22 protein-coding genes and 1 pseudogene are annotated in these 25,996 nt (G+C 59.4%); 13 read left to right on the top strand and 10 right to left on the bottom strand.

Features of this window, described 5'->3' with window-relative positions; all coding sequences use genetic code 11:
• Positions 1-4: 4 nt before the first annotated feature.
• The 7 genes from algG to yaaA all read right to left on the bottom strand — a co-directional run bounded on the left by algG (position 5) and on the right by yaaA (position 10,520).
• Entirely contained in the window at positions 5-1,654 is a 1,650-nt protein-coding gene (gene algG / locus QRN48_RS13190) for a mannuronan 5-epimerase AlgG (protein WP_285351062.1), read from the bottom strand.
• A 27-nt stretch (positions 1,655-1,681) separates the two neighbouring features.
• A complete protein-coding gene (locus tag QRN48_RS13195; RefSeq protein WP_285351064.1) occupies positions 1,682-3,181 on the bottom strand; it encodes an alginate export family protein in 1,500 nt (499 codons plus the stop codon).
• Positions 3,178-4,590 carry an alginate biosynthesis TPR repeat lipoprotein AlgK gene (algK, locus tag QRN48_RS13200; RefSeq protein WP_191942920.1) on the bottom strand — a complete coding sequence of 471 codons (1,413 nt, stop codon included), beginning with the start codon at positions 4,588-4,590 and terminating at the stop codon, positions 3,178-3,180. Before algK ends, QRN48_RS13195 begins: the two co-directional genes overlap by 4 nt.
• Positions 4,591-4,592: 2 nt before the next feature.
• A complete protein-coding gene (locus QRN48_RS13205; RefSeq protein WP_037014963.1) occupies positions 4,593-5,765 on the bottom strand; it encodes a PilZ domain-containing protein in 1,173 nt (390 codons plus the stop codon).
• 53 nt (positions 5,766-5,818) lie between these two features.
• Positions 5,819-7,300 (bottom strand): mannuronan synthase, encoded by a 1,482-nt coding sequence (gene alg8, locus QRN48_RS13210; RefSeq protein ID WP_037014961.1) that lies wholly within the window; start codon positions 7,298-7,300, stop codon positions 5,819-5,821.
• Between the two features lie 129 nt (positions 7,301-7,429).
• Positions 7,430-8,746, bottom strand: coding sequence for a nucleotide sugar dehydrogenase (locus QRN48_RS13215; protein WP_037014959.1), 1,317 nt, complete (start codon positions 8,744-8,746; stop codon positions 7,430-7,432).
• A gap of 994 nt (positions 8,747-9,740) precedes the next feature.
• Positions 9,741-10,520, bottom strand: coding sequence for a peroxide stress protein YaaA (gene yaaA / locus QRN48_RS13220; RefSeq protein ID WP_285351067.1), 780 nt, complete (start codon positions 10,518-10,520; stop codon positions 9,741-9,743).
• 182 nt (positions 10,521-10,702) lie between these two features.
• On the opposite strand from yaaA, the pseudogene QRN48_RS13225 reads away from it, so the two are divergent.
• Positions 10,703-11,860 (top strand): annotated as a pseudogene (locus QRN48_RS13225) (polysaccharide deacetylase family protein); the annotation flags it as partial.
• A gap of 448 nt (positions 11,861-12,308) precedes the next feature.
• Positions 12,309-13,703, top strand: coding sequence for a PhoH family protein (locus tag QRN48_RS13230; protein ID WP_285351069.1), 1,395 nt, complete (start codon positions 12,309-12,311; stop codon positions 13,701-13,703).
• An 18-nt stretch (positions 13,704-13,721) separates the two neighbouring features.
• On the opposite strand, the gene QRN48_RS13235 is transcribed toward QRN48_RS13230, so the two are convergent.
• Positions 13,722-13,844 (bottom strand): hypothetical protein, encoded by a 123-nt coding sequence (locus QRN48_RS13235; protein ID WP_285351071.1) that lies wholly within the window; start codon positions 13,842-13,844, stop codon positions 13,722-13,724.
• A 152-nt stretch (positions 13,845-13,996) separates the two neighbouring features.
• Here QRN48_RS13235 and moaC point away from each other — a divergent pair, with 152 nt between their 5' ends.
• The 6 genes from moaC to QRN48_RS13265 all read left to right on the top strand — a co-directional run bounded on the left by moaC (position 13,997) and on the right by QRN48_RS13265 (position 17,327).
• Complete coding sequence (moaC, locus tag QRN48_RS13240) at positions 13,997-14,482, top strand: cyclic pyranopterin monophosphate synthase MoaC (protein ID WP_037014950.1); 486 nt, start codon at positions 13,997-13,999, stop codon at positions 14,480-14,482.
• Positions 14,483-14,484: 2 nt separating this feature from the next.
• Positions 14,485-14,730 (top strand): MoaD/ThiS family protein, encoded by a 246-nt coding sequence (locus QRN48_RS13245; RefSeq protein WP_152597711.1) that lies wholly within the window; start codon positions 14,485-14,487, stop codon positions 14,728-14,730.
• A 1-nt stretch (position 14,731) separates the two neighbouring features.
• Entirely contained in the window at positions 14,732-15,181 is a 450-nt protein-coding gene (gene moaE / locus QRN48_RS13250; protein WP_285351073.1) for a molybdopterin synthase catalytic subunit MoaE, read from the top strand.
• 471 nt (positions 15,182-15,652) lie between these two features.
• Positions 15,653-16,279 carry a CsgG/HfaB family protein gene (locus tag QRN48_RS13255; RefSeq protein ID WP_285351256.1) on the top strand — a complete coding sequence of 209 codons (627 nt, stop codon included), beginning with the start codon at positions 15,653-15,655 and terminating at the stop codon, positions 16,277-16,279.
• 23 nt (positions 16,280-16,302) lie between these two features.
• Entirely contained in the window at positions 16,303-16,671 is a 369-nt protein-coding gene (locus tag QRN48_RS13260; RefSeq protein ID WP_497292425.1) for a DUF4810 domain-containing protein, read from the top strand.
• On the top strand, positions 16,668-17,327 hold the full coding sequence (locus QRN48_RS13265) for a DUF799 domain-containing protein (RefSeq protein WP_037014937.1): 660 nt from the start codon (positions 16,668-16,670) through the stop codon (positions 17,325-17,327). The genes QRN48_RS13260 and QRN48_RS13265 overlap by 4 nt, the downstream gene beginning before the upstream one ends.
• Positions 17,328-17,396: 69 nt before the next feature.
• Here the strand turns inward: QRN48_RS13265 and rhlB are convergent, their stop codons facing one another.
• Together rhlB and QRN48_RS13275 are read right to left on the bottom strand one after the other, a co-directional pair.
• Positions 17,397-18,860: an ATP-dependent RNA helicase RhlB gene (gene rhlB / locus QRN48_RS13270; RefSeq protein WP_497292427.1), complete on the bottom strand. Its 1,464-nt coding sequence runs from the start codon at positions 18,858-18,860 to the stop codon at positions 17,397-17,399.
• A 113-nt stretch (positions 18,861-18,973) separates the two neighbouring features.
• On the bottom strand, positions 18,974-19,630 hold the full coding sequence (locus QRN48_RS13275) for an alpha/beta hydrolase (RefSeq protein WP_285351079.1): 657 nt from the start codon (positions 19,628-19,630) through the stop codon (positions 18,974-18,976).
• A gap of 489 nt (positions 19,631-20,119) precedes the next feature.
• On the opposite strand from QRN48_RS13275, the gene QRN48_RS13280 reads away from it, so the two are divergent.
• The 5 genes from QRN48_RS13280 to QRN48_RS13300 all read left to right on the top strand — a co-directional run bounded on the left by QRN48_RS13280 (position 20,120) and on the right by QRN48_RS13300 (position 25,935).
• A complete protein-coding gene (locus QRN48_RS13280) occupies positions 20,120-21,151 on the top strand; it encodes an amino acid ABC transporter substrate-binding protein (protein WP_037014931.1) in 1,032 nt (343 codons plus the stop codon).
• Between the two features lie 65 nt (positions 21,152-21,216).
• Positions 21,217-22,398 (top strand): amino acid ABC transporter permease, encoded by a 1,182-nt coding sequence (locus tag QRN48_RS13285; protein WP_037014929.1) that lies wholly within the window; start codon positions 21,217-21,219, stop codon positions 22,396-22,398.
• Positions 22,399-22,408: 10 nt separating this feature from the next.
• The gene (locus tag QRN48_RS13290; RefSeq protein WP_037014926.1) at positions 22,409-23,506 is read left to right on the top strand and encodes an amino acid ABC transporter permease; all 1,098 of its coding nucleotides are present in this window, start codon (positions 22,409-22,411) and stop codon (positions 23,504-23,506) included.
• Positions 23,507-23,516: 10 nt separating this feature from the next.
• Positions 23,517-24,281, top strand: coding sequence for an amino acid ABC transporter ATP-binding protein (locus QRN48_RS13295; RefSeq protein ID WP_037014923.1), 765 nt, complete (start codon positions 23,517-23,519; stop codon positions 24,279-24,281).
• A gap of 346 nt (positions 24,282-24,627) precedes the next feature.
• Complete coding sequence (locus QRN48_RS13300) at positions 24,628-25,935, top strand: CynX/NimT family MFS transporter (RefSeq protein ID WP_191942924.1); 1,308 nt, start codon at positions 24,628-24,630, stop codon at positions 25,933-25,935.
• Positions 25,936-25,996: the final 61 nt, after the last annotated feature.

Consider the following 25,996-nt stretch of genomic DNA (forward strand, 5'->3'; position numbering starts at 1 on the left):
TTCCTCAGTCCCGGAGTTGTTTCTGGCTTTCTACCGGGTCGATCAACACGGCTTTCTGCTGGCGCACCAGCAGATCGAGGATTTCGTCCTGACGATCGCCCAGAACACCGTTGAAGCTGATCCCGCTGGCTTTGGTCGGTGCAAGCATCGCGACCTTGTACAGCTCGACGCTCAGTGGCGAATCGATGGACAGCGGTCCTGAACCGTTGGAGGTCAGTTCACCGCCGACCATGATCATCGAGACTTCTGCATCGAACGGATCGAGCTTGATGTCCCGGTCAGTGTCCGACAGGTCTTTGATGTGGCCGTAGACGCCCATCAGGCCGTTGCCGATGGCCAGGTTTTCGTACAGCTTGATGTTGGTGCTATTACGTACCCGGATGCCGTGACGTTTGTTGGCGAACACGCGGTTGCCCCACAGCAGGTTGTCGGCGCTCTCGTACAACGTGATGCCGTCTGTGTGGTTGCGATAGATCTCGTTGTACGCAACCAGGTTGTTCACGCTGTTACGGTCAAGGACGATGCCGGACAGGTGGTTGTCGTAGCTTTTGTTGTTGATGATGAAGCTGTCGTTCACCTCACGGGAGACGATGATCCCGTGCTTCTTCTTCGTGCCGTACACCGTGTTTTCAGCAATGATCAGACCGTGCGAACGGTCGTGTGGGTCGATGCCGTAAACGATGTTGTCGTGGTAGGTGCTGCCCTTCACCACGAAGTCGCGGGTTTCATAGCAGTAGAAGCCGTACCACATGTCCGAGAATTCGGAGTTGACGATCCAGCCCGTAGGGTCCGGGCGGTTCATCTTCGCCTTGGTGTTCGGGGTGTACTGGGAAATACTGATCCCGTACGACTTGCTGTTGTTGTAACCCAGGCTCGCCACTTTGGTGTTGAACATGTAGGTCTGGGTACCGCCCCACGACAACAGGAACGGACGGAATTCCTTCGGCGACTTGTACGTCGACGGGCCGTTGGCCGCTTCGCTCCAGCCGGTCAGCTTGGTGTCGGACATGAACAGCATGTTGTCGTTGACCAGGAACGCACCGGCGTCCTGGGACAGACGCAGCTCGACGGTTCTCTTGTCGATTTCAAGAATGCCTTTTCTGCCGACCACGATCGGCAGACGTGCCAGGAACACGCCCGGCGACGTTTCGCTCAGGTACTGCTTGGGCACCTTTTTAGCGAGGTCCTGCAGGGTCATGTAGCCGTCGTCCACGAAGATGGCTTCGGGAATGCCGTGCTGACGCGCAACCCATTCGGCCATCTTGTTATCGCCGCCGATGAACTCCTTGAGCGAGTCCTCCTGCATCATGCGTTTGATCGAAGCCTTGCCGGGCTTGGTGCGCACGATCTTTTTCTGCATGGCCTGCTGGGTGTAACCGGACAGGTCGGGCAACTTGGGCTTGTCCATGAGCAACGGCTCGATGGGCGCGCTGGTGATGGAGTAGGTCTTGGCCTGATGCAGGCCTTTGACCACTTCACCCTTGCCGTCAGCTGGGTGCGCCGCCGGTGCAGGCACCGGCAGAGGACTGTTGGCCATCGCAGTCGTGCTGGCCAATAGCAAGGCGCTGCTCAGCACCGCGCTTCTCAGCACGGAGCTTTCCAGCAGGGCATGTGGCCATGCCCGGTGACGCAATCTGCTTGCTTGACTGTTCATCTCATTGCACTCCTATCGCGGCTTGCATCAGAAGCGCCAGATGACGTCGACGATGGCGCGGTGCATGTAGTTGTCCACACCGCTTTGGTACGCATCGCCCGGCTTGAAAACGCCTGCGCGGAGACGGATCAGCGCCGACGGTTCGTCGAACGACTGGCTCACCGCCGCGGGCAGCAGGCCCTGCTTGAAGTACTTGGTGACGACCAGATCCATCTCCTGGCCCAGGTCCTTGTTGCCGTCTTGCAGCTGCAAAGACTGGAGAACGCCGGAAACGTCTGTACTTTCTGGCGCTGGATTGACGCCGGCGCCGCCGATAGGGGAGTGGCCATCAACGCGGCGGAACTTGTGGTAGATCAGCGAGGCGTCGTACTCGTCCTGCATCTGCCAGGAGGCAAACAGCGAGCCGGACTCTACGTTGGCCATCTCGCCCTGGAACGCTTCACCGAAGCGATGCACGCGCGAGCGGGTACCGGTCCAGTTCGAGCGGTTGCTTTCCAGACCGTTCTGTTCGTAGTTCTTGCTGGCGCGGGAGTAAGCGCCGCCCACTTGCCACATCGGATCCAGACGGAAACGCAGACCCAGGTCAGTCGCCCAGCCGTTGACGTTTTCGTCGGTCTTTTCGCCCGCCACGTCCTGATCGCCAATGGCGTCGAAGCGGCTGCCGATGCGATCGCGGTCGCCGGTCAGCCAGGTCAGGCTGCCCCAGTAGTTGACGGTGTTCAGATTGCGGTAGTTGTACGCGTCGCTGTTGGCCTGCAGACCCAGCCAGGTCAGATCACCGCGGCTGGTCTTGTCGAGGTCATCGATGGGTTCGCCCTGGTGTTTCAGGCTGCCGCCGTCGTGACTGTGGTGCGCGCGAATCCCTGCCCATTGGCCGGGTGTCCACTGGTATTCCACGTCGCCGTACAGGTGCGAGCGGTCCTTGTCCTGCGCCGAAAGCTCGGTCAGGTCAGTACGGTATTCGCTGAAGCGTTGCGCGGCACCCACTTCGGCTTTGAGCAGCGTGGTGTCGAAGGTCCAGTTGACGGCTTCGATGTTGGTGTCGTGCCACTGACCGTCGTCATTGCGCAGGCGCTGACGGCCCACTTTCAGGATCTCGCCAGGGTAGGCCGTGAAGCCGCTGTAACCGATCCAGAATTCGCGCAGCGCGGCATAGCTGTCATCCACTTTGCGGCTGTTGGAAGTGCTGCGCGAGCGTTGGGTGCTCTGGCCGTTCGCGTCGGTAACCTGCTGATCCAGCGGGTCAGTCTGAATGGTGTCGGTAGCAGCGACTACCTGGCCCATCGCGTAAGCGCTCCAGTCGCCCGACTCGCCATACGCCCATGGGCGCAGGTCCAGACCGACACCATTGACGTCGCCACCGCTGCGGGTGCCGAGGTCACGGTCGTCTTCCATCTGCCCGGTCACCTTGACTTCGAGGCCGAAATTCTGAGTGTCGGTCAGGGCTGCCAGAGTCGGCGTGGCCCACATCATGGAAAAACCCAGGCCCACTCCAGCTGCCATCAGAGGGTTCAACTTAAGCTTCATAGAGGTGCGTCCCCGCCGTCTTTTTCTTCTTGCAGGGTCTGCAAGGCCAGCGCATTTTGTGCTGTGGTGCCTCGGACCTGCTGTTCACGCTGGAGAAGACTCTGCGCCTGGGCGCGCTTCTCAGGCGGCAATTGTTCGTTAAGTTGTTGCGCAAGATCCGTCGCTTGCGGCGTGCCCTGAGCCAGTGCGAGCTGACCGAAGACCCACGCGTTGACCGGATCAGGCTTGATGCCTTTGCCTTGCGAGAACAACTGCGCGAGGGCGAAGTCGGCACTGTTCTGGCCACCGCGTGCGGAGGTCAGCAGCTGGTCGACAGCTTTCTGCGGGTCTGGGTGGCCCAGATAACCCCGGCGATAAAGCTGACCCAGGTAGTAATGCGCGGAGATCTGCGTCGCAGCGGCCTTGGTCAGGTGCTCTTCGGCTTTCTTCGCGTCCGGCAAGACCAGCTTGCCTTCGTAATACAGTTTGCCCAGCAACAGTTCGGCGCGCGGTTGGTCCGCGGCACGGCCGTTGTCCAGGTATTCCATCATCTTGTTGACGTCGCCCAGTTCCGGGTAGTCGTACAGCAACTGCGCCAGGCTCACCCATGAAGCGGGGTAGCCGGGAGCCACTTTTTCGAGCAGCGTTTGCGCAGTCTTTTCGTCCGGCTTGCCCAGGGTCGAATCAGCCAGCACCCGGGCAACGCTGTCCACGCGCATGGCAGGTACGCTGCCCATGGCGTAGCCGCTTTGCATCTGCTGGATCAGCGCAGCCTGCTTGTCGGTTTCGCCACGCTTCTGGTAAACGGTCGCCAGCTCGGTGTAGCAAACGTCCGTCGTGCGCAGCGCCTGCTTGCAGATGCTTTCCACGTCGGCCAGATGCTGGTCATAGGTGCCTTGAGTGCGATACAGCAGCACCTGGGCCAGGCCAGCTTCCGGGTAACCGGTGGCGCGCCACTCGTTGATCTTCTGCTGCGCGTTCACGTTCGGGAACGTGTGCGGGTATTGCAGATAGAGCATGGCCAGCGGGATCAGCGTACCGGCTTCGCCGTTGGCGAAAGCGGTCTTCAACAGGCCTTCGGCTTCACGTTGCTCGGCTTCGGTGGAGTTCGGCTTGACCGCCAGCAGCTTGCCCAGGCGCGATTGCGCCCGGGGCGAAGTGGCGGCCGCAGCGCGGTAAGTCGCCTCGGCCTGCTTGATCAGCTCCGGGTCGCGGGTACCCACCTGGATGTCCGCGAGGCCGACCTGTGCGTCGCTGTAGCCCAGGTCCGCCAGTTGCCGATAGTTTTGCTCCGCCAGCGCGGTGTCGCCGCGTTTCAGGGCTTCGTTGGCCAGGCGCTGATCGGGCAGGCCGGCACAGCCGCCCAAACCGATAGCGATCGCCAGGCTCAACAATGTAGGGGCTGACAAGCTTCGTAGTGGGCTAGCCATGTTTAGAAACCTGCCGCCGTGGCTTTGTCGATCAGCCAGTTCAGCGATGGGCCACGGTTGCTCACCACTTCAACCGGACGACCTGCCAGGTTGCTGTTGATGGCTTCGTCTGGCTGGATCTGAACGCGGATGTCGGAAGACAGGTCAGCCGGGCTCAATGCCGTGGCGCTGACGATCTTGCCGCTGTGGTTGCCTTCTTCGCCCGCGACCTGGAAGTTCACGCTGGCGCCCGGCTGGACGTCGGCGAACTGGCGGTAGGTGAAGCGTGCTTCGACGTTGGCGGCAACATTGCGCGGCACCATCTGGAAGATCACTTGGCCCTTGCTGGCGTACTGACCGTCGGCGACCAGTTGCTTGGCCACGACGCAGTCGCATGGGCTGGTCATGGTGCCGGCCAGCTGACGACCGAACAGCTCTTCGATCTTGGCAGGCTGCATTTCGTCCGGGTCCAGGTTGCCTTTCAACATGTCCAGCATGCTGGTGTTGAAAGTGGCCAGCGGAGCGCCTTTGGCCACTTCGCCGTTCGCGGTGACCAGACTGGTCACGGTGCCTTCACGAGGCATGGTTACGTCCAGGCTCGGTACGCTGACCAGACCCGACGTGGAGTGGCTGACGAAGTACATGCCGTAGACCGACTTGGCGACGAAGCCGAAGGCAGCCAGGCCGACGATGAAGATACCGGCGCTGAAGGTCACTGCACGCAGACGACCGAACGCGCTCTGGCCGCTGCCGGAGTCTTTGTTCTTGCGCGCCTTGGTGAAGTTGTCGCGCTGCAGGGTCGCGAGCACTTCGCCCATGCTGATGAGATCGCCCGACAGGTGCGAAGTGATCAGGTGGCGCAGCGTTGCGATGTCCTGAGCTTCCAGGTGCTGGAACTGGCAACCCACACGGCCGGTCGCGGAATCGATGGTGCGCACTTGCAGGTCGATGTCCATGGCCAGACCGAGGTTATCGATCAGGAACTGCAGGCGGCCTTTGATGACCTGACCCACGCTTGGGCGCAGATTGGCAGGAGCAACGAAGCTCAGACCGCCGGCGGAAAGGTCTTCGACGCGAACCAGTGGAGCGTTCGGCTGCCCGTTGAGCAGTCGCAGCTTGGCCGGGATCTTGACCCGTGCGTGCTGACGCTGGGCTTCGGATTCATGTACGACATTGGCATTCACGGCTGTATTCATGGTGATAATTCCTGATTAATCGAGTTGATCCATTGTTTCGGTCAGAGGCCCGTTCAGACCATTGTCAGCAGCACGGCAACGAAGATGCTGCCAGCCGAGAAAGTCATGGTCCGCGACGACCAGGTGTTGAACCAACCCTGGAAGCTGGCCATGTCGCGGCTCAGTTTTGTGTCCTGGCGGGTCCAGGACTGTCGGTCGAGACGGAAGAAGACGTAGATCTTCATCAGGGCGCCGACGATTTGGTTGTAATACAGAATGATCGGGTAGGCCGGTCCGATCCTGTGTCCGCTGCACGACAGCAGCAGGGTCAGAATCAGGCGGGTGATGCCGATCCAGAGCAGGTAGGCCAGCAGGAACTCGATGCCGTACTTGAGGCTCGCCAACATGGCGACCGTCAGGCCCAGCAGGGAGGTCCACATCGACACGCGCTGGTCGAACAGCACGATGCTGGTGAAGATACCGAGACGGCCTACACCCAGGCCCAGCGCGCGGGAGTTCTGCCGAAGGTTGTTGCCATACCAGCGATACATCAGCTTGCGGCTGGCCTTCAGGAAGCTCTTTTCCGGCGGGTGCTCAACGGTGTTGATCGCGGCATCGGGCACGTAGAACGTGTCATAGCCCAGGCGCATCAGGCTGAACCAGCTCGACTTGTCATCGCCGGTCAGGAACTTGAAGCGGCCCAGACGCCAGTGCTGCAGCGAATCGCTTTCAACGTCGGCGATGAACACAGGGTCGGTCACCACGGTGGCGCGGAACACCGACATGCGGCCGGTCATCGTCAGCACGCGCTTGGACAGAGCCATCGAGCACATGTTGATGTGACGCTGAGCGAAACGCAGTTTGTGCCACTCGCTCATGATGTAGCCGCCGCGGACTTCGCAGAACTCGTTGGTGGTCAGGCCGCCGACATTGCCGAACAGCTGGAACCACGGAACGGTCTTCTGCACAACGCCTTCAGCCAGCACGGTGTCGCCGTCGATCACGGCCACTACGGCGCGGTCGTCGGGCATGTGACGGGAGATGGCGCGGAAGCCGAATGCCAGGCCGTCACGCTTGCCGGTACCGGCAATACGCACGAAATCCAGCTTCACGTGTTCCGGCGGGTTGTATTTGGCCCACAGCGCCTTGACCAGCAGCTCATCGGACATTTCAACCAGCGAGCACACGATGGTGGTCGGGAAGCCGCAGTTGATCGCTTCGCGGATCACCGAGCTGTACACCTGAGCGGTGGTCAGCGCATCGATACGAAAGCTGGTAACCATCAGGAACACATGGGACGGATCGGCCGCCTTGCCCAGCTTGCGCACTTTACGGCGCAGGTGCGGGTAGACGATGTACAGGAAAATCATGCCGCGCACGAAGTGCGTTGCGCCCATCGAGTAGCGCCAGATGCCGACGATACCAATGAGGAAAATGAAATTTTTGGAATGCGAGTCAAACAGCGATGCAGGCAAGGCCATAGCAATGGCAGCCAGCAAACTCAGATAAAACAGCCAACCTGCGGCCTGGAGGAAGCCGTGCTTCAGCCTTTGCATAATGTGTATCCCTAAGTCAGTTGCAAACTCAAGCCGCAAGCTTCAAACCTCCAGCCGCAGGCATTGCTGCCTGGGGCTGGAGGAATGAAGCCTGAAACTTGCAGCTCGTGGCTTGCAGCTTGCTGAGTGTTACCAGCAGATACCTTCGATTTGACCGTTTTCAGTGGTGGTGCCTTTCATGAAGCCCACCAGGTCAATCACGCGCTTGCCAGCTGGCGCGTTGTTGGCGAGTGCACGGAAGCGCTCGTCGCGGTTGCCCAGGATGATCACGTCGGATTTGTCGATGACTGCGTCGAAATCCGAGTTCAGCAGAGAGGAAACGTGCGGGATCTTGGACTCGATGTAGTCCTTGTTCGCACCGTGGACGCGGGCGTATTCGACGTTGCTGTCGAAGATGCTCAGGTCGTAGCCTTTACCGATCAGCATTTCAGCCAGCTCGACCAGTGGGCTTTCGCGCAGGTCATCGGTACCGGCCTTGAAGCTCAGACCCAGCAGGGCCACTTTGCGAGTGTCGCTGGCGGCAACGATGTCGAATGCGTTCTGAACCTGGGACACGTTGCTGCGCATCAGGGAGTTGAGCAGAGGTGCGTCAACGTCCAGGCTGCTGGCGCGGTAGGTCAGGGCGCGAACGTCCTTCGGCAGGCAGGAACCGCCGAAAGCGAAGCCTGGGCGCATGTAGTACTGCGACAGGTTCAGAGCCTTGTCCTGGCAGACCACGTCCATCACTTCACGGCCATCGACGCCGACTGCCTTGGCGATGTTGCCGATTTCGTTGGCGAAGGTGACTTTGGTCGCGTGCCATACGTTGCAGGTGTACTTGATCATTTCGGCAACGGCGATGTCCTTGCGGATGATCGGTGCGTCGAGTTCTTCGTACAGGGACTGCAGAACGTCGCCGGACGCCTTGTCGAATTCGCCGATAACGGTCATCGGAGGGTGATCGTAGTCGGCGATCGCGGTGCTTTCACGCAGGAATTCAGGGTTTACCGCGACGCCGAAGTCAACGCCGGCTTTCTTGCCCGAGCAGTCTTCAAGGATCGGGATAACCACGTTGGCAACGGTGCCTGGCAGAACGGTGCTGCGGACGACGATGGTGTGACGGGTAGTCTTGTCACGCAGCACGAAGCCGATTTCGCGGCAGACCGATTCAATGAAGTCCAGCTCCAGATCGCCGTTCTTTTTGCTTGGGGTGCCGACGCAGATCATCGACAGGTCAGTAGCGCGAATCGCTTCGGAGAAGTCGGTGGTGCCGCGCAGTTTGCCGGTCTTGATACCGGTTTGCAGCAGCTCGCCCAGACCAGGCTCAACGATTGGCGACTTGCCGTTGTTGATCAGATCGATCTTGGCAGCGGAGATGTCCACACCCACAACATCATGACCACGCGCAGAGAGGCAACCAGCGCAGACAGCGCCGACATAGCCCAAACCAAAGATGCTGATACGCATAGTAATCTCCTCGATGTTTACGCCATTTAGTTGGCCGAAATATAAAAATTGTCTTACAACTTTCGCGCACTCGTACGCACGGCAAATGAATGTCGCGTGACAAGCACAGGCAGAATTAAGGGTGAGTTACCTATATGAAAGGCAAACCCGAATTTTACAGATCTACAGTGTCGAGTAGCCCATACATATCTATATAGGTTCCCGATCTGGGATATGGCAGGACACTCCAACGGGTGGTTAGCGCGTCGCGCCCGGGCGCTCTAGGACAAGGTTTCTGGCCTTCCCCCAATGAATCGACTCCGGTTAGCGACTGCGGGCACCCGAATGGTGCTAGCTCAATTTACTTCAACTAGTTTGGTGCGTGACTCCTTGTACGTACCACTTGACCCGTGGGTCTAACTTCGTTGAGAAGCAACTTCCAGATCTGTCCATGTGCCATGTAAGAGATGTCCTACATGGGGGACGAGAATTGTTACGGGATGTAGGAGCGTGGGCAATACCCATAAGTTCCGGGCCACTCGTCCTCTTTTTGAGATTTTTCGTAACACCGGGGTGACGTCAGGTGGGGTCGCGACCGGGCCAGGCTTGGTTAGGCCCAGCCCACACGGGGGTTTTAGCGCTATTAGAGTCAAAGCGCCACTACTGCAAACGAGGGCACTGTTTTAGATGAAAAAAGTTGTTAAATTTTTGAGAAAAAAAGAGGGGCTTAGTTTCCGCCTTATACTTGGCGCCAATTACTCGCCAGCACTACCGTTTGTCCGCTTAAATTGCAGGATTTGAACTAAGCGATCGTCGGATTTTGCGAAATCCATCACTGTTTAATTTGCCACCAGTTGGAGGGTGACGCACATCCGAATGAAGGGGAGGCCGGTTAGAAGCTGAATTGAGGCGGACAGACGCCTCAATTAAAGGCATCGAACCAGGCGAAAACGATCGCGCGGCGTCCTTGCCGCGACAGCGTAACCCAGTGCAAAGCCGGGTTGGCTTGCTGCAATCACGCGTCCTGCTCGTCGCGCAGGAACACCAGCTTGTCGGTGGATGACAGTTCCTTGCTGTAGCGGTAGCCCTGAGCGTCGAACTGCATCAGATCCTTGGGCTTGCTGATGCGCTCAGTGATGACAAAGCGACTCATCATGCCGCGGGCTTTCTTGGCGTAGAAGCTGATGATTTTGTACTGGCCGTTTTTCTGGTCGCGGAACTCGGTCTCGATCACCCTGGCTTTCAAGGCTGGACGCTTCACGGCCGAGAAGTATTCGTTGGACGCCAGGTTGAGCAACAGATCGTCGCCTTGCTCTTCAAGCGCCTCGTTGAGCCACTCGCTGATACGATTGCCCCAGAATGCATAGAGGTCTTTGCCTCTGGCATTGGGCAATTTCGTGCCCATTTCCAGGCGATACGGCTGCATCAAGTCCAGAGGGCGTAACAGGCCGTAAAGCCCGGACAGCATTCGCAGGTGTTTTTGCGCGTAGTTCAAATCGGCTTTTTTAAGGGTCTCGGCTGCCAGGCCTGTATAGACGTCGCCCTTGAACGCCAGCAGCGCCTGCTTGGCGTTATCAGGCGTGAACGCAGGGTCCCAGCTGCCGAAGCGGGCGGCATTGAGGCCTGAGAGTTTGTCGGACAGGTGCATCAGTTCGCCGATCTGCGCCGGTGAAAAGTCGCGCAGCTGGCTGATGAGTTCCTGAGAGTGGTCGAGAAATTGCGGCTGGGTGTAGTGCTCTGTCGTCGGCGGCGTCTCGAAATCGAGGGTTTTGGCGGGGGAAATCACCATCAGCATGCGCAGTTCTCCTTTAATCGTCCGCCGATTCTAGGGGTTGCACGCAGAGGACTCCAGCTATGGCACTCATAGGTGCGCTGCTGCAGGTGTCCAGCTCCAATCCGGCATTCTGGAGCGAAGCAAATCCGCTATAGTGCCTCGCCGGTTTCGGCCTCTTTATAAAGGATTGGGAGCACGTCGTTTTGCGCATGCTGTTATTGATCGGCGCCTGCTTGCTGGGCCTCAACGCACAGGCAGCCACGGGCGAGATTGCGATGCTGGATCGTACGGTCTGGCCAGAGGCACTCGAAACTCCGCAGCTGTTCGATGTCGCGTCTCGTGCGCAAATTCTCAGCTTCGCCCACCAGTTGCTGGAAAGCGAAAACCTCAGCGATGCACAGCTCAGTGCTCGCCTGGGCCTGCGACAGGTCAACCTGCCAACGGTCAATCTGATCCGCACACGGTTATGGACACGCCTGTTCGAAAACTGGAAAGCCGCCGAAAAAACCTGCGGAGCCGACGCCTCGTTTTGCGTGCTGGTCGATGACGTGCCAATGCTGCGTCAGCGGGCTGGGGAATATAAGGTCGCCGATGATTCCTTTTATGCGGGCTGGGCGGCGCCGGCCGATGCATTTAACCAGCGGTACCTCAACGAGCTGCTGCGCATGGCCGCCTTGTTCCCGCAAACCAGCAGCGAGGTCGAGCGGTTCAACTCCGACGAGCTCAGCGGCGACGAGATGCCGGACAGAACCTTCCTGCTCAACTTCGAGAGCGGTCCGACCACCGCCGATGGCGCCACCGACTGGCTGGCCGACTTCATGCGTCAACAGCAGATCACTGCGACGTTTTTTGTATTGGGTAAAAGCCTGCAGAGCCGGCTCGACGCCAGCTCGCCCCAGGCGTTGCAAAACCTTTACCGCCAGCAGTGCGTCGGGCTTCAGGGCTGGGAGTTTCGGTCCCATGCCCACTGGCGCGACTGGCAAGACTCCATCGAACGCACCGCCGCGTTGCTTCAGCAAGTCTTGCCGGACAACTTCGTGCCCTTGTTCCGCCCACCCTATGGCCATCGACGCGCAAACAGCGCGCCGTTTTTCCGGGACCAACAGCTTCGCGTCTCGCTCTGGAACATTGATTCCCAGGACAGCACCGGGCGCATCAGCGCCGAGCAGGCTGCCAATCGAGTCCTGACGCTGATGCTGCTGTGGCGACGCGGCAACGTGGTCTTCCATGACAGCACTGACCGTGCTCAGCAGGCAGTGCCATGGCTGATGGCCAATACCGCGCAAAGCGGAGTGACGTGGGAGGACTGCCACATCTATCCGCAGCAGTTGGCGGACGAAGAGGACAATCAGGACGAAGAGACCGACACCCCGGACGAAGACGCGACGGACGAGGAAACGATGGACAAGAGGCAGGAAGAGGAGCCCGTTCAGCCTGATGCAAAGGCGACGGAGGCAGCGACTGAGCAAAAAGCGGGGGAGTGAGGGGGGTAGCCAGAAGCGTTGAAGGCCGGAAATTTCTGAAGAATTGTCCTCGACCGGACTTTCGACTTTAAACGCGCCCAAGGCATCCGCCAAGGCCTTTTTGTCGCCTGAAAAATAAACTTCAAAAAGCGTTGAAACGCGTTTTTATGTCATCGGTTTTGCGGTATTACGACAACAGACCGCCGAACCCTGCAACACAGGTGGCGTCATCCCAGACCCACTTTGCGCATTTTTCTCCTGCCTCAAGGAGAAAGCCTCGGCGGCCTTTTCGTGGCGCAGCATCGCTGTGTGTTGCGTCACTTGGCTTCTACAAAGGTGAGCGAGTATGGATGACCACGGACGCACCCCTTCCTCTAACCAGCCAATCCTCTATGTGCTCGATACCAATGTATTGATTCACGATCCAAACGCGCTTCTGAATTTCGAAGAACATCACGTTGCCCTGCCCATGACCGTCCTAGAAGAACTGGACAAGCTCAAGGCGGGCAAGCACTCGGTGGCGGCTGAATGCCGTCAGGCGATCCGTCTGATCGACAAGACACTCGGCGAGGCGACCCCGGAGGAGGTCGAGCAAGGCGTTCCCATTGACCGAGGCACAGGCGTATTCAAAGGGTACCTGTCCATTCTCATGAACAAACGGCAGGATCCCAACCGGCTGCTGCCCGACAACCTCAATGACAACATCATCATCAACCAGTTGATCGACCTGCACGCGCTGAAAAAGGACACGCGCATCGTGCTGGTCACCAAAGACATCAATATGCGCCTCAAGGCGCGGGCCTGCGGCATCGAAGCGGAAGATTACAGCACCGATCAGTTGGTCGATGACGTATCGATGCTGTCGCCCGGCTATCACACCATGACCGGTTCTTTCTGGGACCGTGTCAGCAAAGTCGATACCCGTCAGGACCATGGCCGTACCTGGCATAAGGTGCAGATGATCGAGCAGATCCCGGCCGTTCATATCAACGAGTTCATCATTGATGAGCAAGGTTTTGTGGGCTGGATCAAGGGCGTCAAACCGGATGAGCTGCTGCTGCTGGACATGCACCAGGAGCCGTTGCTGCACCAGGAGGCGTGGGGGCTGAAACCCCGCGACATTTATCAGGGGCTGGCGCTGTTCGCGTTGCTCGATCCGGATATCCATCTGGTCAATCTGTCGGGCGCAGCCGGTTCGGGCAAGACCATTCTCGCGCTGGCCGCTGCTATCGAGCAGACCATGGTGAGCAAGCGCTATCGACGCATCATTGCGACACGCAGCGTGCAGGGGCTTGACCAGGAGATCGGCTTTCTGCCAGGTACCGAAGCAGAGAAGATGGAACCATGGCTTGGCGCGATCACCGATAACCTGGAAGCGCTGCACATGGACGATGAAAACACCCACGGCAGCGTTGATTACATCCTTAGCAAGGTGCCACTGCAGTTCAAATCCTTGAACTACATTCGCGGCCGTAGCTTCCAGCAAAGCCTGATCCTGATCGATGAATGCCAGAACCTGACGCCGCACCAGATGAAGACCATCATCACGCGTGCCGGTGCAGGGTCCAAGGTGGTCTGCCTGGGTAACCTGGCGCAGATCGATACCCCATACCTGTCGGCCACCAGTTCGGGGCTGACCTATCTAACGGAGCGATTCAAGGATTTCCCCAACGGCGTGCACATCAGCCTGCAAGGCGTACCGCGCTCGATCCTGGCGGAATACGCGGAGAGCCATTTGTAACCCTCTGATCCATGGACATCAACTGAATGTCCATTCACCGCTGAACCTGTAGGAGCCGGCTTGCTGGCGAACGCTTTCGGTCATGCGCTGCAACTGCAACTGACCCACTGCATTCGCCAGCAAGCCGGCTCCTACGGTCACGCGTTCGACCCGGTTTCTACGATCACACGTCCGGCCCGGCGTCTACGGTCATACGTCCGGCCCGGCTCCTGCGGTCACGTGCTCGCGGGCAAGCTCCTACAGTTAGGTCTCCATCAGCGTTACAATCCCTGCTCCTGTCCAGGAGTTATCCCGTGCTTACCCATCTCGATTCCCAAGGTCGCGCCCACATGGTCGACGTCACCGAAAAAGCCGTGACGTTCCGTGAAGCCGTGGCCGAAGCGCGTGTGCGCATGCTGCCCGAAACCCTGCAAATGATCGTTGCCGGCGGGCACCCCAAAGGCGACGTGTTTGCCGTGGCGCGCATCGCCGGCATTCAGGCAGCCAAGAAGACCAGCGACCTGATCCCTCTGTGCCATCCCCTGATGTTGACCGGCGTGAAGGTCGAGCTCACGGCCGAAAGCGCAAACACCGTGCACATCGTCGCCCGCTGCAAACTGTCCGGACAGACCGGCGTGGAAATGGAAGCGCTGACCGCTGCCAGCATTGCCGCTCTGACGATCTATGACATGTGCAAGGCGGTCGACCGCGGCATGACCATCGAGCATGTGCGGCTGCTTGAAAAGCTTGGCGGCAAGAGCGGCCACTTCATCGCTGACGAACCCGTGAGTGCCCAATGACTATTCATGTCCAAGTTCAGTATTTCGCGCGCTTTCGCGAAACCCTCGGTACCGAAAGCGAGCACCTGGAAGGTACGTTTGCGACCGTCGAAGCGGTGCGCCAGCATTTGCTAGAGCGCGGTGGCGTGTGGGAGGTGCTGAGCGAAAGCGGCATCATGTGCGCGCGCAATCAGGAGCTGTGCTCGCTGGATGAGCCGATTGAGCCGGGCGATGAAGTCGCATTCTTCCCGACTGTCACTGGAGGCTGAGATGAGCGTGCGAGTCCAGGCGGCGGCGTTCAATCCGGGTGCCGAAGTCAATGCCATGCACGATGCCAATGTCGGCGTGGGTGCGGTGGTGAGCTTTGTCGGCTACGTGCGTGATTTCAACGACGGACGTGAGGTGGCAGGCATGTTCCTTGAGCACTACCCCGGCATGACCGAAAAGGCACTGTTGAAAATCGTCGACGAGGCTCGGCAGCGTTGGCCGTTGCTGAAGCTTGAGGTGATCCATCGAGTAGGCGAGCTGGAGCCGGGCGAGCCGATCGTATTCGTCGCGGCTGCCAGCGCCCATCGTCAGGCCGCTTTCGAATCCTGCGACTTCGTGATGGATTACCTTAAAACCCGCGCACCCTTCTGGAAGAAGGAAAGCACCGCACAAGGACCGCGCTGGGTTGAAGGCCGGGACAGCGATCACAAGGCGGCGGACCGCTGGAAGTAGTCGTGCTGGTGCAACCAGGCGTCTGCGGGTCTGGGTCTGCAACCAGCTTCGCTTGTTCGCGGTCGCAACCGGTCATGAGCACCGTATCCAATTCATGACGGGGATGTTTATTGTTGACGTCAGGAAGACGTCGCACTAGCATGTGCCCGTTTTGATATCACTGTGATATCTCTCAGGGAAGAGCACGTCTAATGAGAACGCCTCAATCGGGTTCTGTCGCGTCACTCTCTTAATACCTTTGCCTCTCTAACCACGCCCGTCGTGAGCGCCTGCTTGCGCCTGCGGATCATTGCGGGTGGGCCTGACAGCGGAGTCGCAGCGAGTCATCAGTATTAAACGTCCTCCGGAGACGACCGTTTAGCGCGGCGTTTATATCGGAGCACGGAACGGAATTTATTAGCGGGGAGCGTAGGTGTGAACAGACTGCAGCAGGTTTTCATTTCAGGGATTGCGGCAGCGACGCTGGCGTTAATGGGCGGCTGTGCGACGGAAAGCTCGCGCGCCATGCCGGTGGAGAAGGTCGAAAGCTTCAATACTGCTTACGCAGGTGTGCGCACGCCAATCGCCGTCGGCAAATTCGACAACCGTTCGAGCTATATGCGCGGGATCTTTTCCGACGGCGTCGACCGCCTGGGCGGTCAGGCCAAGACCATCCTGATTACCCACATGCAGCAAACCAACCGCTTCAGCGTGCTGGACCGCGACAACATGTCGGAGATCGGTCAGGAAGCGGCGATCAAAAACACTGCCCAGCAACTCAAGGGGGCCGATTACGTGGTCACCGGCGACGTCACTGAATTTGGTCGAAAGGAAGTCGGTGATCAGCAGCTGTTCGGTTTGCTGGGCCGCGGCAAGTCGCAGATCGCCTACGCCAAAGTGGCGCTGAACATCGTCAACATCAGGACCTCCGAGGTGGTGTACTCCACGCAAGGTGCTGGTGAGTATCAACTGTCCAACCGTGAAGTTATCGGATTCGGCGGCACCGCCAGCTATGACTCCACGCTCAACGGCAAGGTGCTTGATCTGGCCATGCGCGAGGCGGTCAACAATATGGTCCGCGCCATTGACGCAGGTGCCTGGAAACCGGCCATCAAGTAATCACGACAGGGAGCTTATTTAACATGGAAACGAAAATGAACGGTTTACGCGTGATTGCAGTGGCTGCTGCGGCCTTATGGCTCAGCGGCTGCGCCCAGCCCAAGACGCTGTACCAGTGGGGCAGTTATCAGCCTGAAGTCTACGAGTACTTCAAAGGCGAATCCAAAGAGTCGCAGGTCGCCAAGCTGGAGGAAGACCTGCAGAAAATTCGCTCCACCAACGGCAATCCGCCGCCGGGTTATCACGCGCAGCTGGGCATGCTATACGGCAGCCTGGGCAAGGATGATCAGATGGTCCAAGAGTTTCGCACTGAAAAAACGCTGTTTCCCGAGTCGGCGACCTATATGGATTTCCTGATGAGAAACGTCAAGACAGGAGTCGCGTCCAAATGAACCGTATCTTTCTGAAACTCGCGGCCGGTCTGTTCGCCGCAACGCTGCTGGGTGGGTGTGTCGCCCCCAAGACTGTCGATTATTCGGCGTTCAAGGAAAGCAAACCACGTTCGATACTGGTGATGCCGCCGGTGAACGAGTCGCCCGACGTAAAGGCAACGTACAGCCTGCTTTCCCAAGTGACCTTTCCGCTGGCCGAGGCGGGTTATTACGTCGTGCCAGTTGCCCTTGTCGACGAGACGTTCAAACAGAACGGCCTGACCAACGCAAACGACATTCAGGAAACCTCCCCGGCCAAGCTGCGGGAAATCTTCGGTGCGGATGCGGCGATGTACGTCAAGGTGACGCAGTACGGCACCACCTACATGGTGATCAGCAGTCAAACGGTCGTGACTGCCACTGCCAAATTGGTGGACCTGCGCAGCGGCACGACGCTATGGACGGGCACTGCGACCGCTTCCAGTGACGAAGGCGGCAACAACAGCGGCGGCGGATTGATTGGCATGCTGATCACTGCAGCGGTCAAGCAGATCATCAACAGTTCCACTGACGCGGGTCATCCAATTGCCGGGATCACCAGCCAGCGTCTGCTTTCTGCGGGCCAGCCGGCCGGCTTGTTGTACGGTCCACGCTCCCCGCGATACGGGACAGACTGACGCCGGACAGGCATAAAAAAAGCGCAACCCCCGGGTTGCGCTTTTTTGTTTGCAGCAAGCCAGCAGCTTTCAGGGCTGCACTCTCACTACTGGCCTCAACAACACAGTCGGCGGCGTCTCGCAGCTGATCTTGCGGCCGAGCTTTTCTTCGATGGACGGCAGCTGGTAGGAGTCGTCCTCGCCGGCGAAGCTGATCGAAACGCCATCTGCGCCTGCGCGGCCGGTGCGGCCAATGCGATGCACGTAGTCGTCCGGCACTTCGGGCAGGGTGAAGTTGATCACGTGGCTGATGCCGTCGATGTGGATGCCACGACCGGCCACGTCGGTGGCCACCAGCACGCGGATCTTGCCTTCGCGGAAGCCTTCCAGCGTCTTGATCCGCTTGTGCTGCGGTACGTCACCGGACAACTGCGCCGCATTGATGCCGTCACGCACGAGACGTTCTTCGATGCGCCGCACTTCATCCTTGCGGTTGGCGAAGACCATCACGCGTTCCCAGCCGTTGTCATTGATCAGGTTGAACAACAGCTTGTACTTGTCCGCTCCCGCCACGGCATAAATGTGCTGCTCGACGGTGTCGCTGGCCACGTTCAGGGATTCGATTTCGACGATTGCAGGGTCGGTCGTCCACTGTTTCGCGAGGTTCATCACGTCTTCGGTGAAGGTGGCGGAGAACAGCAAGGTCTGGCGCTCACCCTTGTGCGGGGTCTGGCGGATGATCGAGCGCACTTGAGGGATGAAACCCATGTCCAGCATGCGGTCGGCCTCGTCCAGCACCATGACTTCGACCATGTCCAGGTGCACTTCACCGCGTTGGGCGAAATCGAGCAAGCGGCCCGGGGTCGCAACCAGAATGTCGCAGTGGCGCGCTTCGAGGTGCTTTAGTTGCTTGTCGAAGTCCATACCGCCAACAAACGTCATGACGTTGAGATCGGTGTACTTGGTCAGCGCCTCGGCGTCCTTGGCGATCTGCACGACCAGCTCGCGGGTCGGAGCGATGATCAGGGCACGGGGCTCACCCATGTAGCGCTCCTTGGGCGGAGGCGTTTGGGTCAACTGGGTGATGATGGAAATCAGGAACGCAGCGGTCTTGCCGGTACCAGTCTGTGCGCGGCCGATGGCATCGCGACCTTTGAGCGTGTAACCCAGAACGCCTGCCTGGATCGGCGTGCAATACGGGAAGCCCAAGTCCTGAATGGCGTGCATCAGCTCGGGCGCGAGCGGGAAATCGTGGAAGCGGGTTTTGCCTTCCTGGGGTTCGACGACGAAGTCCTCGGGTTTCCAGGGAATGACGACGGGCTTGGGCGCACGTTCACGGCGGGGGCGTTCAGCCCTGGCAGGCGCAATGACGGCCGGTTCAGTGACGGCGGGCTCAATGGCTTCCAAATGCTCGGCCGCAGGCACGTGCACTTCTGCTGCTGACGGTTCCTGCGAGACGCTTTCGGTCTGACGCTGGGGGACGGGGAGGGGAGCAGCAGGTGCGAGCGGCTCAGCCTCGCTTTTACCGAACATCTTTTTAAGTGCTTTGAGCACGGTGATCTCATCGGTTGATTAAGGAAAGTACGCCGGGAGTGTAAAGCAAGATTCCGGCGCGGCGTAGTGTCCTAACAAATCTGCAACGCAATTGGGAGGTTCAAATGAGGGGACTAGCGAAGCCGATCCGCGAGCCAGACACCTATGTCGGAAATTTCCTGCGGTAACACTTCGTGCTCCATTGGGTATTCCTGCCATGCCACGGTGACGCCCTGGGCTTTCAAGTGCTCGTAGGCAGCGCGTCCCATGGCATGCAGAACCACTTGGTCACGGCTGCCGTGCAAGCAATAGGCCGGGATGCGTTGCTGGCTGGCGGACAGGCTCATTTCGTCGCTGAACGTCGGCGCGTAAGTGGACAGCGCGAGCACACCGCCAAGGGGGCCTTCCCAGCGCAGGAAGGCTGTATGCAGCACCACGGCGCCGCCCTGGGAAAACCCTGCGAGGAAAATTCGCGCCGGGTCTATGCCACTGTCGCGCTGCTCTTCGATCAGCTTGATGACGTCTTGCGCTGAGCCTTCCAGCTCGCCAGTGTCGATGGCGCGGGCCGGGTTCATGGCCTTGATGTCATACCAGCTGGGCATTGCGTAGCCGCCGTTGATGGTGACGGCGCGGGTAGGCGCTTGCGGCAAAATGAATCGGGTGGTCGTCAGCGTCCTCTGCAGCATCTCGGCAACGGGCATGAAATCGTAGCGATCGGCACCCAGCCCATGCAGCCAGATCACGCAGGCGTCGACGGGCAATTGCGGCTCAATGATCAGTGGGTCAGTCATGTGTGCTCCATTAGTGTGCGGTCGCTCTACCTCAACGCTTTAAGGCGGTGCGCAGGCTCGCTGACGCGTTATCGAATATGTCGCAAGGTTACAAGTTTTGATCTTGACCTGTCGCTAATTCGACATTGCCAGCATGGTGGTACGGGCTTTGCTACAAAACCCGCGGAGTGAAGGCGCTCACCTCGGGCGGTAACACTAATGGGCTATCAAGCAGACGGCCTTGTGTTGCGCCAGAGGCAGCATGGAATCATTCAGCAGGATTCCCGGCACGATTCGCTTTGAACCTCGGGGTTCAAGGACATCATGGGGCTTCAGTCCGTCGGACTCGCATCATGCCGATCCTGCAGCGTCCAGTTGCCTGGCGCGTAGGGCGGTAATCGGGTTCAACGTCGCATGACCCAAAAAAAAGCCAGCACGGGTCGTTAATGCCTCACAAGGGTGCGACGGGGCTAAAGCTCCTACACAACAAAGAGCAAACTGGAGGTTTGAATGAAGATGTTGAAATCCACCCTGGCTGTCGTGGCCGCTGCTGCAGCGCTCGGTCTGACCGGGTTCGCTCAAGCGGGTGCCAAGCTGGACGCCATTCAGAAGAAGGGCTTTATTCAGTGCGGCGTCAGTGACGGTCTGCCAGGCTTCTCGGTTCCGGACGCAAGCGGCAAGATCCAGGGCATCGACGCCGACTTCTGCCGCGCTGTCGCTGCCGCAGTATTCGGTGACGCGACCAAGGTCAAATTCAGCCAGCTGAACGCAAAAGAGCGTTTCACCGCGCTGCAGTCCGGCGAAATCGACATCCTGTCGCGTAACACCACCTGGACCAGCTCCCGTGACGCGAGCATGGGTCTGGTGTTCCCCGGCTTCGTCACCTATTACGACGGCGTTGGCTTCCTGGCCAACAGCAAGCTGGGGGTGAAAAGTGCCAAGGAGCTGGACGGCGCGACTATCTGCATTCAAGCCGGTACCACCACTGAGCTGAACGTGTCGGACTATTTCCGCGCCAACAACCTCAAGTACACCCCGATCACGTTCGACACCTCCGATGAAAGCGCCAAGTCGCTGGAATCCGGTCGTTGCGACGTACTGACCTCCGACAAATCCCAGCTCTACGCACAGCGCTCCAAGCTGGCTTCGCCGAAGGACTACGTCGTTCTGCCTGAAACCATTTCCAAGGAGCCGTTGGGTCCTGTCGTCGCTCGTGGCGATGAAGACTTCACCACCATCGTTCGCTGGGTGGGCTACGCCCTGCTGAACGCCGAAGAAGCAGGCGTCACGTCGAAAAACGTTGAAGCCGAAGCCAAATCCACCAAGAACCCTGACGTGGCGCGCCTGCTGGGTGCCGACGGCGACTACGGTCCGCAGCTCAAGCTGAAGAAAGACTGGGTCGTGCAGATCGTCAAGCAAGTGGGTAACTACGGCGAAATCTTCGAGAAGAACCTGGGCGCAGCCACTCCTCTGGAGATCGCTCGTGGTCAGAACGCTCTGTGGAACGCTGGCGGCATTCAATACGCACCACCAGTGCGTTGATTGACCTGCGCCCGGCTGCGTGATCCGCAGCCGGGCGCTTTGTTGCATTTCTTCCGGGGCACTCCATGCAAAATCAAATCAGCGCACCCAAGCAGAGGCTCAGCTTCAGCGACCCTAAAGTGCGTGCGTGGCTATTTCAGATAATTACGGTTGTCGCCGTAGTCGCGATGGGTTGGTATCTGTTCGATAACACCCAGACCAACCTGCAACACCGGGGTATCACCTCAGGTTTCGGTTTCCTTGAAAACAGTGCCGGCTTCGGCATCGCGCAGCACCTGATTCCGTTCACGGAGTCGGACACCTACGCGCGGGTTTTCCTGATCGGTTTGCTTAACACGCTGCTGGTGACATTCATCGGCGTGATCCTCGCGACCCTGCTGGGCTTCATCGTCGGCGTCGCGCGTCTGTCCAACAACTGGATCATCAACAAGCTGGCGACGGTCTACGTCGAAGTCTTCCGTAATATCCCGCCACTGCTGCAGATCCTGTTCTGGTACTTCGCAGTGTTCCTGACCCTGCCGGGTCCGCGGGCTGCACACGGGTTTTTCGGGTCGTTCTTCGTCAGCAGCCGCGGCCTGAACATGCCGGCCGCGATTGCCACCGATGCCGCGTGGCCTTTCGTGATCAGCGTGGTGCTGGCCATTGTTGCCATCGTGTTCATGACACGCTGGGCGAACAAACGCTTCGAAGCCACCGGCGTCCCGTTCCACAAGTTCTGGGCAGGCCTGGCGCTGTTCATCGTGATCCCGGCGCTCTGCGCGCTGATCTTCGGTGCACCGGTGCATTGGGAAGTACCTGAACTGAAAGGCTTCAACTTTGTTGGCGGCTGGGTGCTCATCCCCGAACTGCTGGCTTTGACCCTCGCACTGACGGTCTACACCGCCGCGTTCATCGCAGAAATCGTGCGCTCGGGCATCAAGTCGGTGAGTCATGGGCAGACCGAGGCGGCACGTTCGCTGGGCCTGCGTCCAGGGCCGACACTGCGCAAGGTCATCATCCCGCAGGCACTGCGGGTGATCATTCCGCCGTTGACCAGCCAATACCTGAACCTGGCGAAGAACTCTTCGCTGGCCGCCGGCATCGGTTACCCGGAAATGGTTTCGCTGTTCGCCGGTACCGTGCTCAATCAGACCGGTCAGGCCATCGAAGTCATTGCCATCACCATGAGCGTGTACCTGGCGATCAGTATCAGCATTTCCCTGCTGATGAACTGGTACAACAAGCGCATTGCGCTGATCGAGCGGTGAGGAAACGCGCATGACATCCCATACTTTCAAACCTGACATGCCCCCGCCGAACAAAGTCTTCGGCCCGGTGGCATGGATGCGCCAGAACCTGTTTTCGAGCTGGATCAACACACTGTTGACCCTGTTCGCGATTTACTTGATCTGGCTGGTCGTACCACCGCTGCTGAGTTGGGCCATCTTTGATGCCAACTGGGTCGGCACCACGCGTGCCGACTGCACCAAGGCCGGCGCCTGCTGGGTGTTCATTGAACAGCGCTTCGGCCAGTTCATGTACGGCTACTACCCGCAGGCGCTGCGCTGGAGGGTTGATCTGACCGTCTGGCTGGCGATCATCGGCGCCGCGCCGCTGTTCATCAAAGTGATGCCGCGCAAGGCGATCTACGGCCTGTCGTTCCTGTTCATCTACCCGGTCGTGGCCTACTTCCTGCTGCACGGCGGTGTGTTCGGCATGGACCTGGTTGCAACCAGTCAGTGGGGCGGCCTGATGCTGACCCTGGTGATCGCCACGGTGGGTATCGCCGGTGCGTTGCCACTGGGGGTGGTCCTGGCCCTGGGGCGTCGCTCCGAAATGCCGGCCATCCGCGTGATGTGCGTGACGTTCATCGAGTTCTGGCGGGGCGTTCCGCTGATCACGGTGCTGTTCATGTCGTCGGTGATGCTGCCGTTGTTCCTGCCTGAAGGCATGAACTTCGACAAGCTGCTGCGGGCACTGATCGGCGTGATCCTGTTCCAGTCGGCGTATGTGGCCGAGGTAGTGCGCGGCGGCATGCAGGCCATTCCGAAAGGTCAGTACGAAGCGGCTGCGGCGATGGGCCTCGGTTACTGGCGCCGCATGGGGCTGGTGATTTTGCCGCAGGCCTTGAAGCTGGTCATCCCCGGTCTGGTCAACACCGTTATCGCGTTGTTCAAGGACACCAGTCTGGTGATCATCATCGGCCTGTTCGACCTGCTCAACAGCGTCAAACAAGCTGCCGCCGACCCCAAGTGGCTCGGCATGGCGACCGAGGGTTATGTTTTCGCGGCCCTGGTGTTCTGGATCTTCTGTTTCGGCATGTCCCGCTACTCCATGCATTTGGAGCGTAAGTTGGACACAGGCCACAAGCGTTAGGAGTTTTGTGATGAGTGAAGCTATCAGTAAGCCTCTGGGCGCCGAAGGCATGATCCGGATGGAAGGCGTACACAAGTGGTACGGCCAGTTCCACGTGCTGAAAGACATCAACCTGAACGTGCGCCAGGGCGAGCGGATTGTCCTGTGCGGCCCTTCGGGTTCGGGCAAGTCGACAACCATCCGTTGCCTCAACCGTCTGGAAGAGCACCAGCAGGGTCGTATCGTGGTCGATGGCACCGAGCTGACCTCGGATTTGAAGCAGATCGAGACGATTCGTCGCGAAGTCGGCATGGTGTTCCAGCACTTCAACCTGTTCCCGCACCTGACCATCCTGCAAAACTGCACGCTGGCGCCGATGTGGGTGCGCAAGATGCCCAAGCGCAAGGCCGAAGAAATCGCCATGCACTACCTGGAGCGCGTGCGTATTCCTGAGCAGGCGCACAAGTATCCAGGCCAGCTGTCCGGTGGCCAGCAGCAGCGCGTGGCAATTGCCCGCGCGCTGTGCATGAAACCGAAAATCATGCTGTTCGACGAACCGACTTCGGCCCTCGACCCCGAAATGGTGAAAGAAGTGCTCGACACCATGGTCGGCCTGGCGGAAGAGGGCATGACCATGCTCTGCGTGACCCACGAAATGGGTTTTGCGCGCACGGTGGCGAACCGCGTGATCTTCATGGACAAGGGCGAGATCGTCGAACAGGCCGCGCCGAACGACTTCTTCGATAATCCGCAGAGTGACCGTACGCGGTTGTTCCTCAGCCAGATCCTTCATTGATCGTTTGAAGTGGCAGCGTGAGAAACCCGGACTCAGGTCCGGGTTTTTTTATGCCTGCTGATCGCCTTGTGGGAGCGCACTTACGCATACATACCTGTAGGAGCGCGCTTGCCCGCGAAAAATCTGTCAGGCGATGACGAAAGGTCGCACCTACCTAAATCTTCGCGGGCAAGCGCGCTCATACAGCATTGCGTATGTCCGCTCCAACGCCCTCCGGACAGAAGCACATCTGCGGGTCTTAAAACTGTACCCAATCCTCGTAAAACTTGTGTTCTCCGTCGATCTCCAACAGGATTACGCTTTTGCGCAATGCGCTGTTACATCCTCCTGCCCCCACGAGAATCCCATGACGACCAAGGCGCCGACGGCGAGCAGTCCCCGTTCCAATGCTTCGACCCCCCATGAAATAGACAAGCTGCTGATCGACGCGGAAGCGGATGACGAGCAGGTGCAGCAATCGCACCCTGTGCTCAAGCGCCCCTGGTTCCTGCTGCTCGGGCTGGTGCTGGTAGCGCTGAACCTGCGCCCGGCCTTGTCGAGCATGGCGCCGCTGTTGAGTGAGGTGTCACGAAGCCTGGGACTTACTGCTGCCACGGCTGGCTTGCTGACGACCTTGCCGGTGCTTTGCCTGGGGCTGTTCGCGCCGCTTGCGCCGATCCTTGCGCGGCGCTTTGGCAGCGAACGCGTCGTGCTGGGCATCCTGCTGACACTGGCAGGCGGCATCGTGTTGCGCAGTTCGCTGGGTGAGTTCGGGCTGTTCGCCGGCAGCATCATGGCCGGCGCCAGCATTGGCATCATTGGGGTGTTGCTCCCTGGCATCGTCAAGCGCGACTTCGCCAAACAGGCTGGCGCCATGACCGGTGTCTACACCATGGCGCTGTGCCTGGGCGCGGCTGTGGCCGCAGGGTCCACGGTCCCGCTGAGCGAGGCACTCAGCGACGGCAACGGCAGCAACTGGATGCTGGGCCTGGGGTTCTGGATCGTCCCGGCTATTCTCGCCGCCATTTTCTGGTGGCCGCAGACGCGCCAGCGTCACGGTCAGCACCAGGTGGCCTACCGGGTGCGGGGCTTGCGTCGTGATCCGCTGGCCTGGCAAGTCACCCTTTATATGGGCCTGCAATCGTCGCTCGCCTATATCGTGTTCGGCTGGCTGCCATCGATTCTCATCGGTCGCGGGCTGACCGCGACCGAGGCGGGGCTGCTGCTCTCCGGCTCGATTCTGGTGCAACTGGTCAGCTCGTTGACCGCGCCATGGCTGGCCACGCGCGGCAAGGATCAACGCGTTGCCATCGTGCTGGTCATGCTGCTGACGCTCGCCGGTCTGTTTGGCTGTCTGTACGCACCGCTTGAGCAATTGTGGGCCTGGGCGATTGTGCTTGGACTGGGGCAGGGCGGTACGTTCAGCCTGGCGCTGACGCTGATCGTCTTGCGCTCACGCGACTCCCATGTCGCTGCGAACCTCTCCAGCATGGCGCAGGGCTTCGGTTACACACTGGCATCGCTCGGGCCATTCGCCGTCGGCGTGGTGCATGACTGGACCGGTAACTGGGACTCGGTGGGCTGGATCTTCGGCATCATCGGCGTTGCGGCGATCATCGCCGGGCTGGGCGCGGGCCGGGGGTTGTACGTTGGCGTCACCAGCGAGAAGGTGTGAGGAGGCACTTCTCATGCGAATGCTCATGGCAAAACGCTGCGCGGCCGCTTATCGTGCAGGC

The sequence above is a fragment of the Pseudomonas sp. ME-P-057 genome (assembly GCF_030208975.1).
Taxonomy (GTDB): Bacteria; Pseudomonadota; Gammaproteobacteria; order Pseudomonadales; family Pseudomonadaceae; genus Aquipseudomonas; species Aquipseudomonas lutea.

Excerpts from the sequence above, each read along its gene's own strand:
- algK (WP_191942920.1), bottom strand. The coding sequence starts at position 4,590 with ATGGCTAGCCCACTACGAAGCTTGTCAGCCCCTACATTGTTGAGCCTG.
- QRN48_RS13205 (WP_037014963.1), bottom strand. The coding sequence starts at position 5,765 with ATGAATACAGCCGTGAATGCCAATGTCGTACATGAATCCGAAGCCCAG.
- yaaA (WP_285351067.1), bottom strand. The coding sequence starts at position 10,520 with ATGCTGATGGTGATTTCCCCCGCCAAAACCCTCGATTTCGAGACGCCG.
- QRN48_RS13265 (WP_037014937.1), top strand. The coding sequence starts at position 16,668 with ATGAACCGTATCTTTCTGAAACTCGCGGCCGGTCTGTTCGCCGCAACG.
- algG (WP_285351062.1), bottom strand. The coding sequence starts at position 1,654 with ATGAACAGTCAAGCAAGCAGATTGCGTCACCGGGCATGGCCACATGCC.
- QRN48_RS13195 (WP_285351064.1), bottom strand. The coding sequence starts at position 3,181 with ATGAAGCTTAAGTTGAACCCTCTGATGGCAGCTGGAGTGGGCCTGGGT.
- QRN48_RS13290 (WP_037014926.1), top strand. The coding sequence starts at position 22,409 with ATGACATCCCATACTTTCAAACCTGACATGCCCCCGCCGAACAAAGTC.
- QRN48_RS13275 (WP_285351079.1), bottom strand. The coding sequence starts at position 19,630 with ATGACTGACCCACTGATCATTGAGCCGCAATTGCCCGTCGACGCCTGC.
- QRN48_RS13295 (WP_037014923.1), top strand. The coding sequence starts at position 23,517 with ATGAGTGAAGCTATCAGTAAGCCTCTGGGCGCCGAAGGCATGATCCGG.
- QRN48_RS13285 (WP_037014929.1), top strand. The coding sequence starts at position 21,217 with ATGCAAAATCAAATCAGCGCACCCAAGCAGAGGCTCAGCTTCAGCGAC.
- QRN48_RS13260 (WP_497292425.1), top strand. The coding sequence starts at position 16,303 with ATGGAAACGAAAATGAACGGTTTACGCGTGATTGCAGTGGCTGCTGCG.
- moaE (WP_285351073.1), top strand. The coding sequence starts at position 14,732 with ATGAGCGTGCGAGTCCAGGCGGCGGCGTTCAATCCGGGTGCCGAAGTC.
- QRN48_RS13300 (WP_191942924.1), top strand. The coding sequence starts at position 24,628 with ATGACGACCAAGGCGCCGACGGCGAGCAGTCCCCGTTCCAATGCTTCG.
- QRN48_RS13215 (WP_037014959.1), bottom strand. The coding sequence starts at position 8,746 with ATGCGTATCAGCATCTTTGGTTTGGGCTATGTCGGCGCTGTCTGCGCT.
- QRN48_RS13255 (WP_285351256.1), top strand. The coding sequence starts at position 15,653 with ATGGGCGGCTGTGCGACGGAAAGCTCGCGCGCCATGCCGGTGGAGAAG.
- alg8 (WP_037014961.1), bottom strand. The coding sequence starts at position 7,300 with ATGCAAAGGCTGAAGCACGGCTTCCTCCAGGCCGCAGGTTGGCTGTTT.
- QRN48_RS13230 (WP_285351069.1), top strand. The coding sequence starts at position 12,309 with ATGGATGACCACGGACGCACCCCTTCCTCTAACCAGCCAATCCTCTAT.
- QRN48_RS13280 (WP_037014931.1), top strand. The coding sequence starts at position 20,120 with ATGAAGATGTTGAAATCCACCCTGGCTGTCGTGGCCGCTGCTGCAGCG.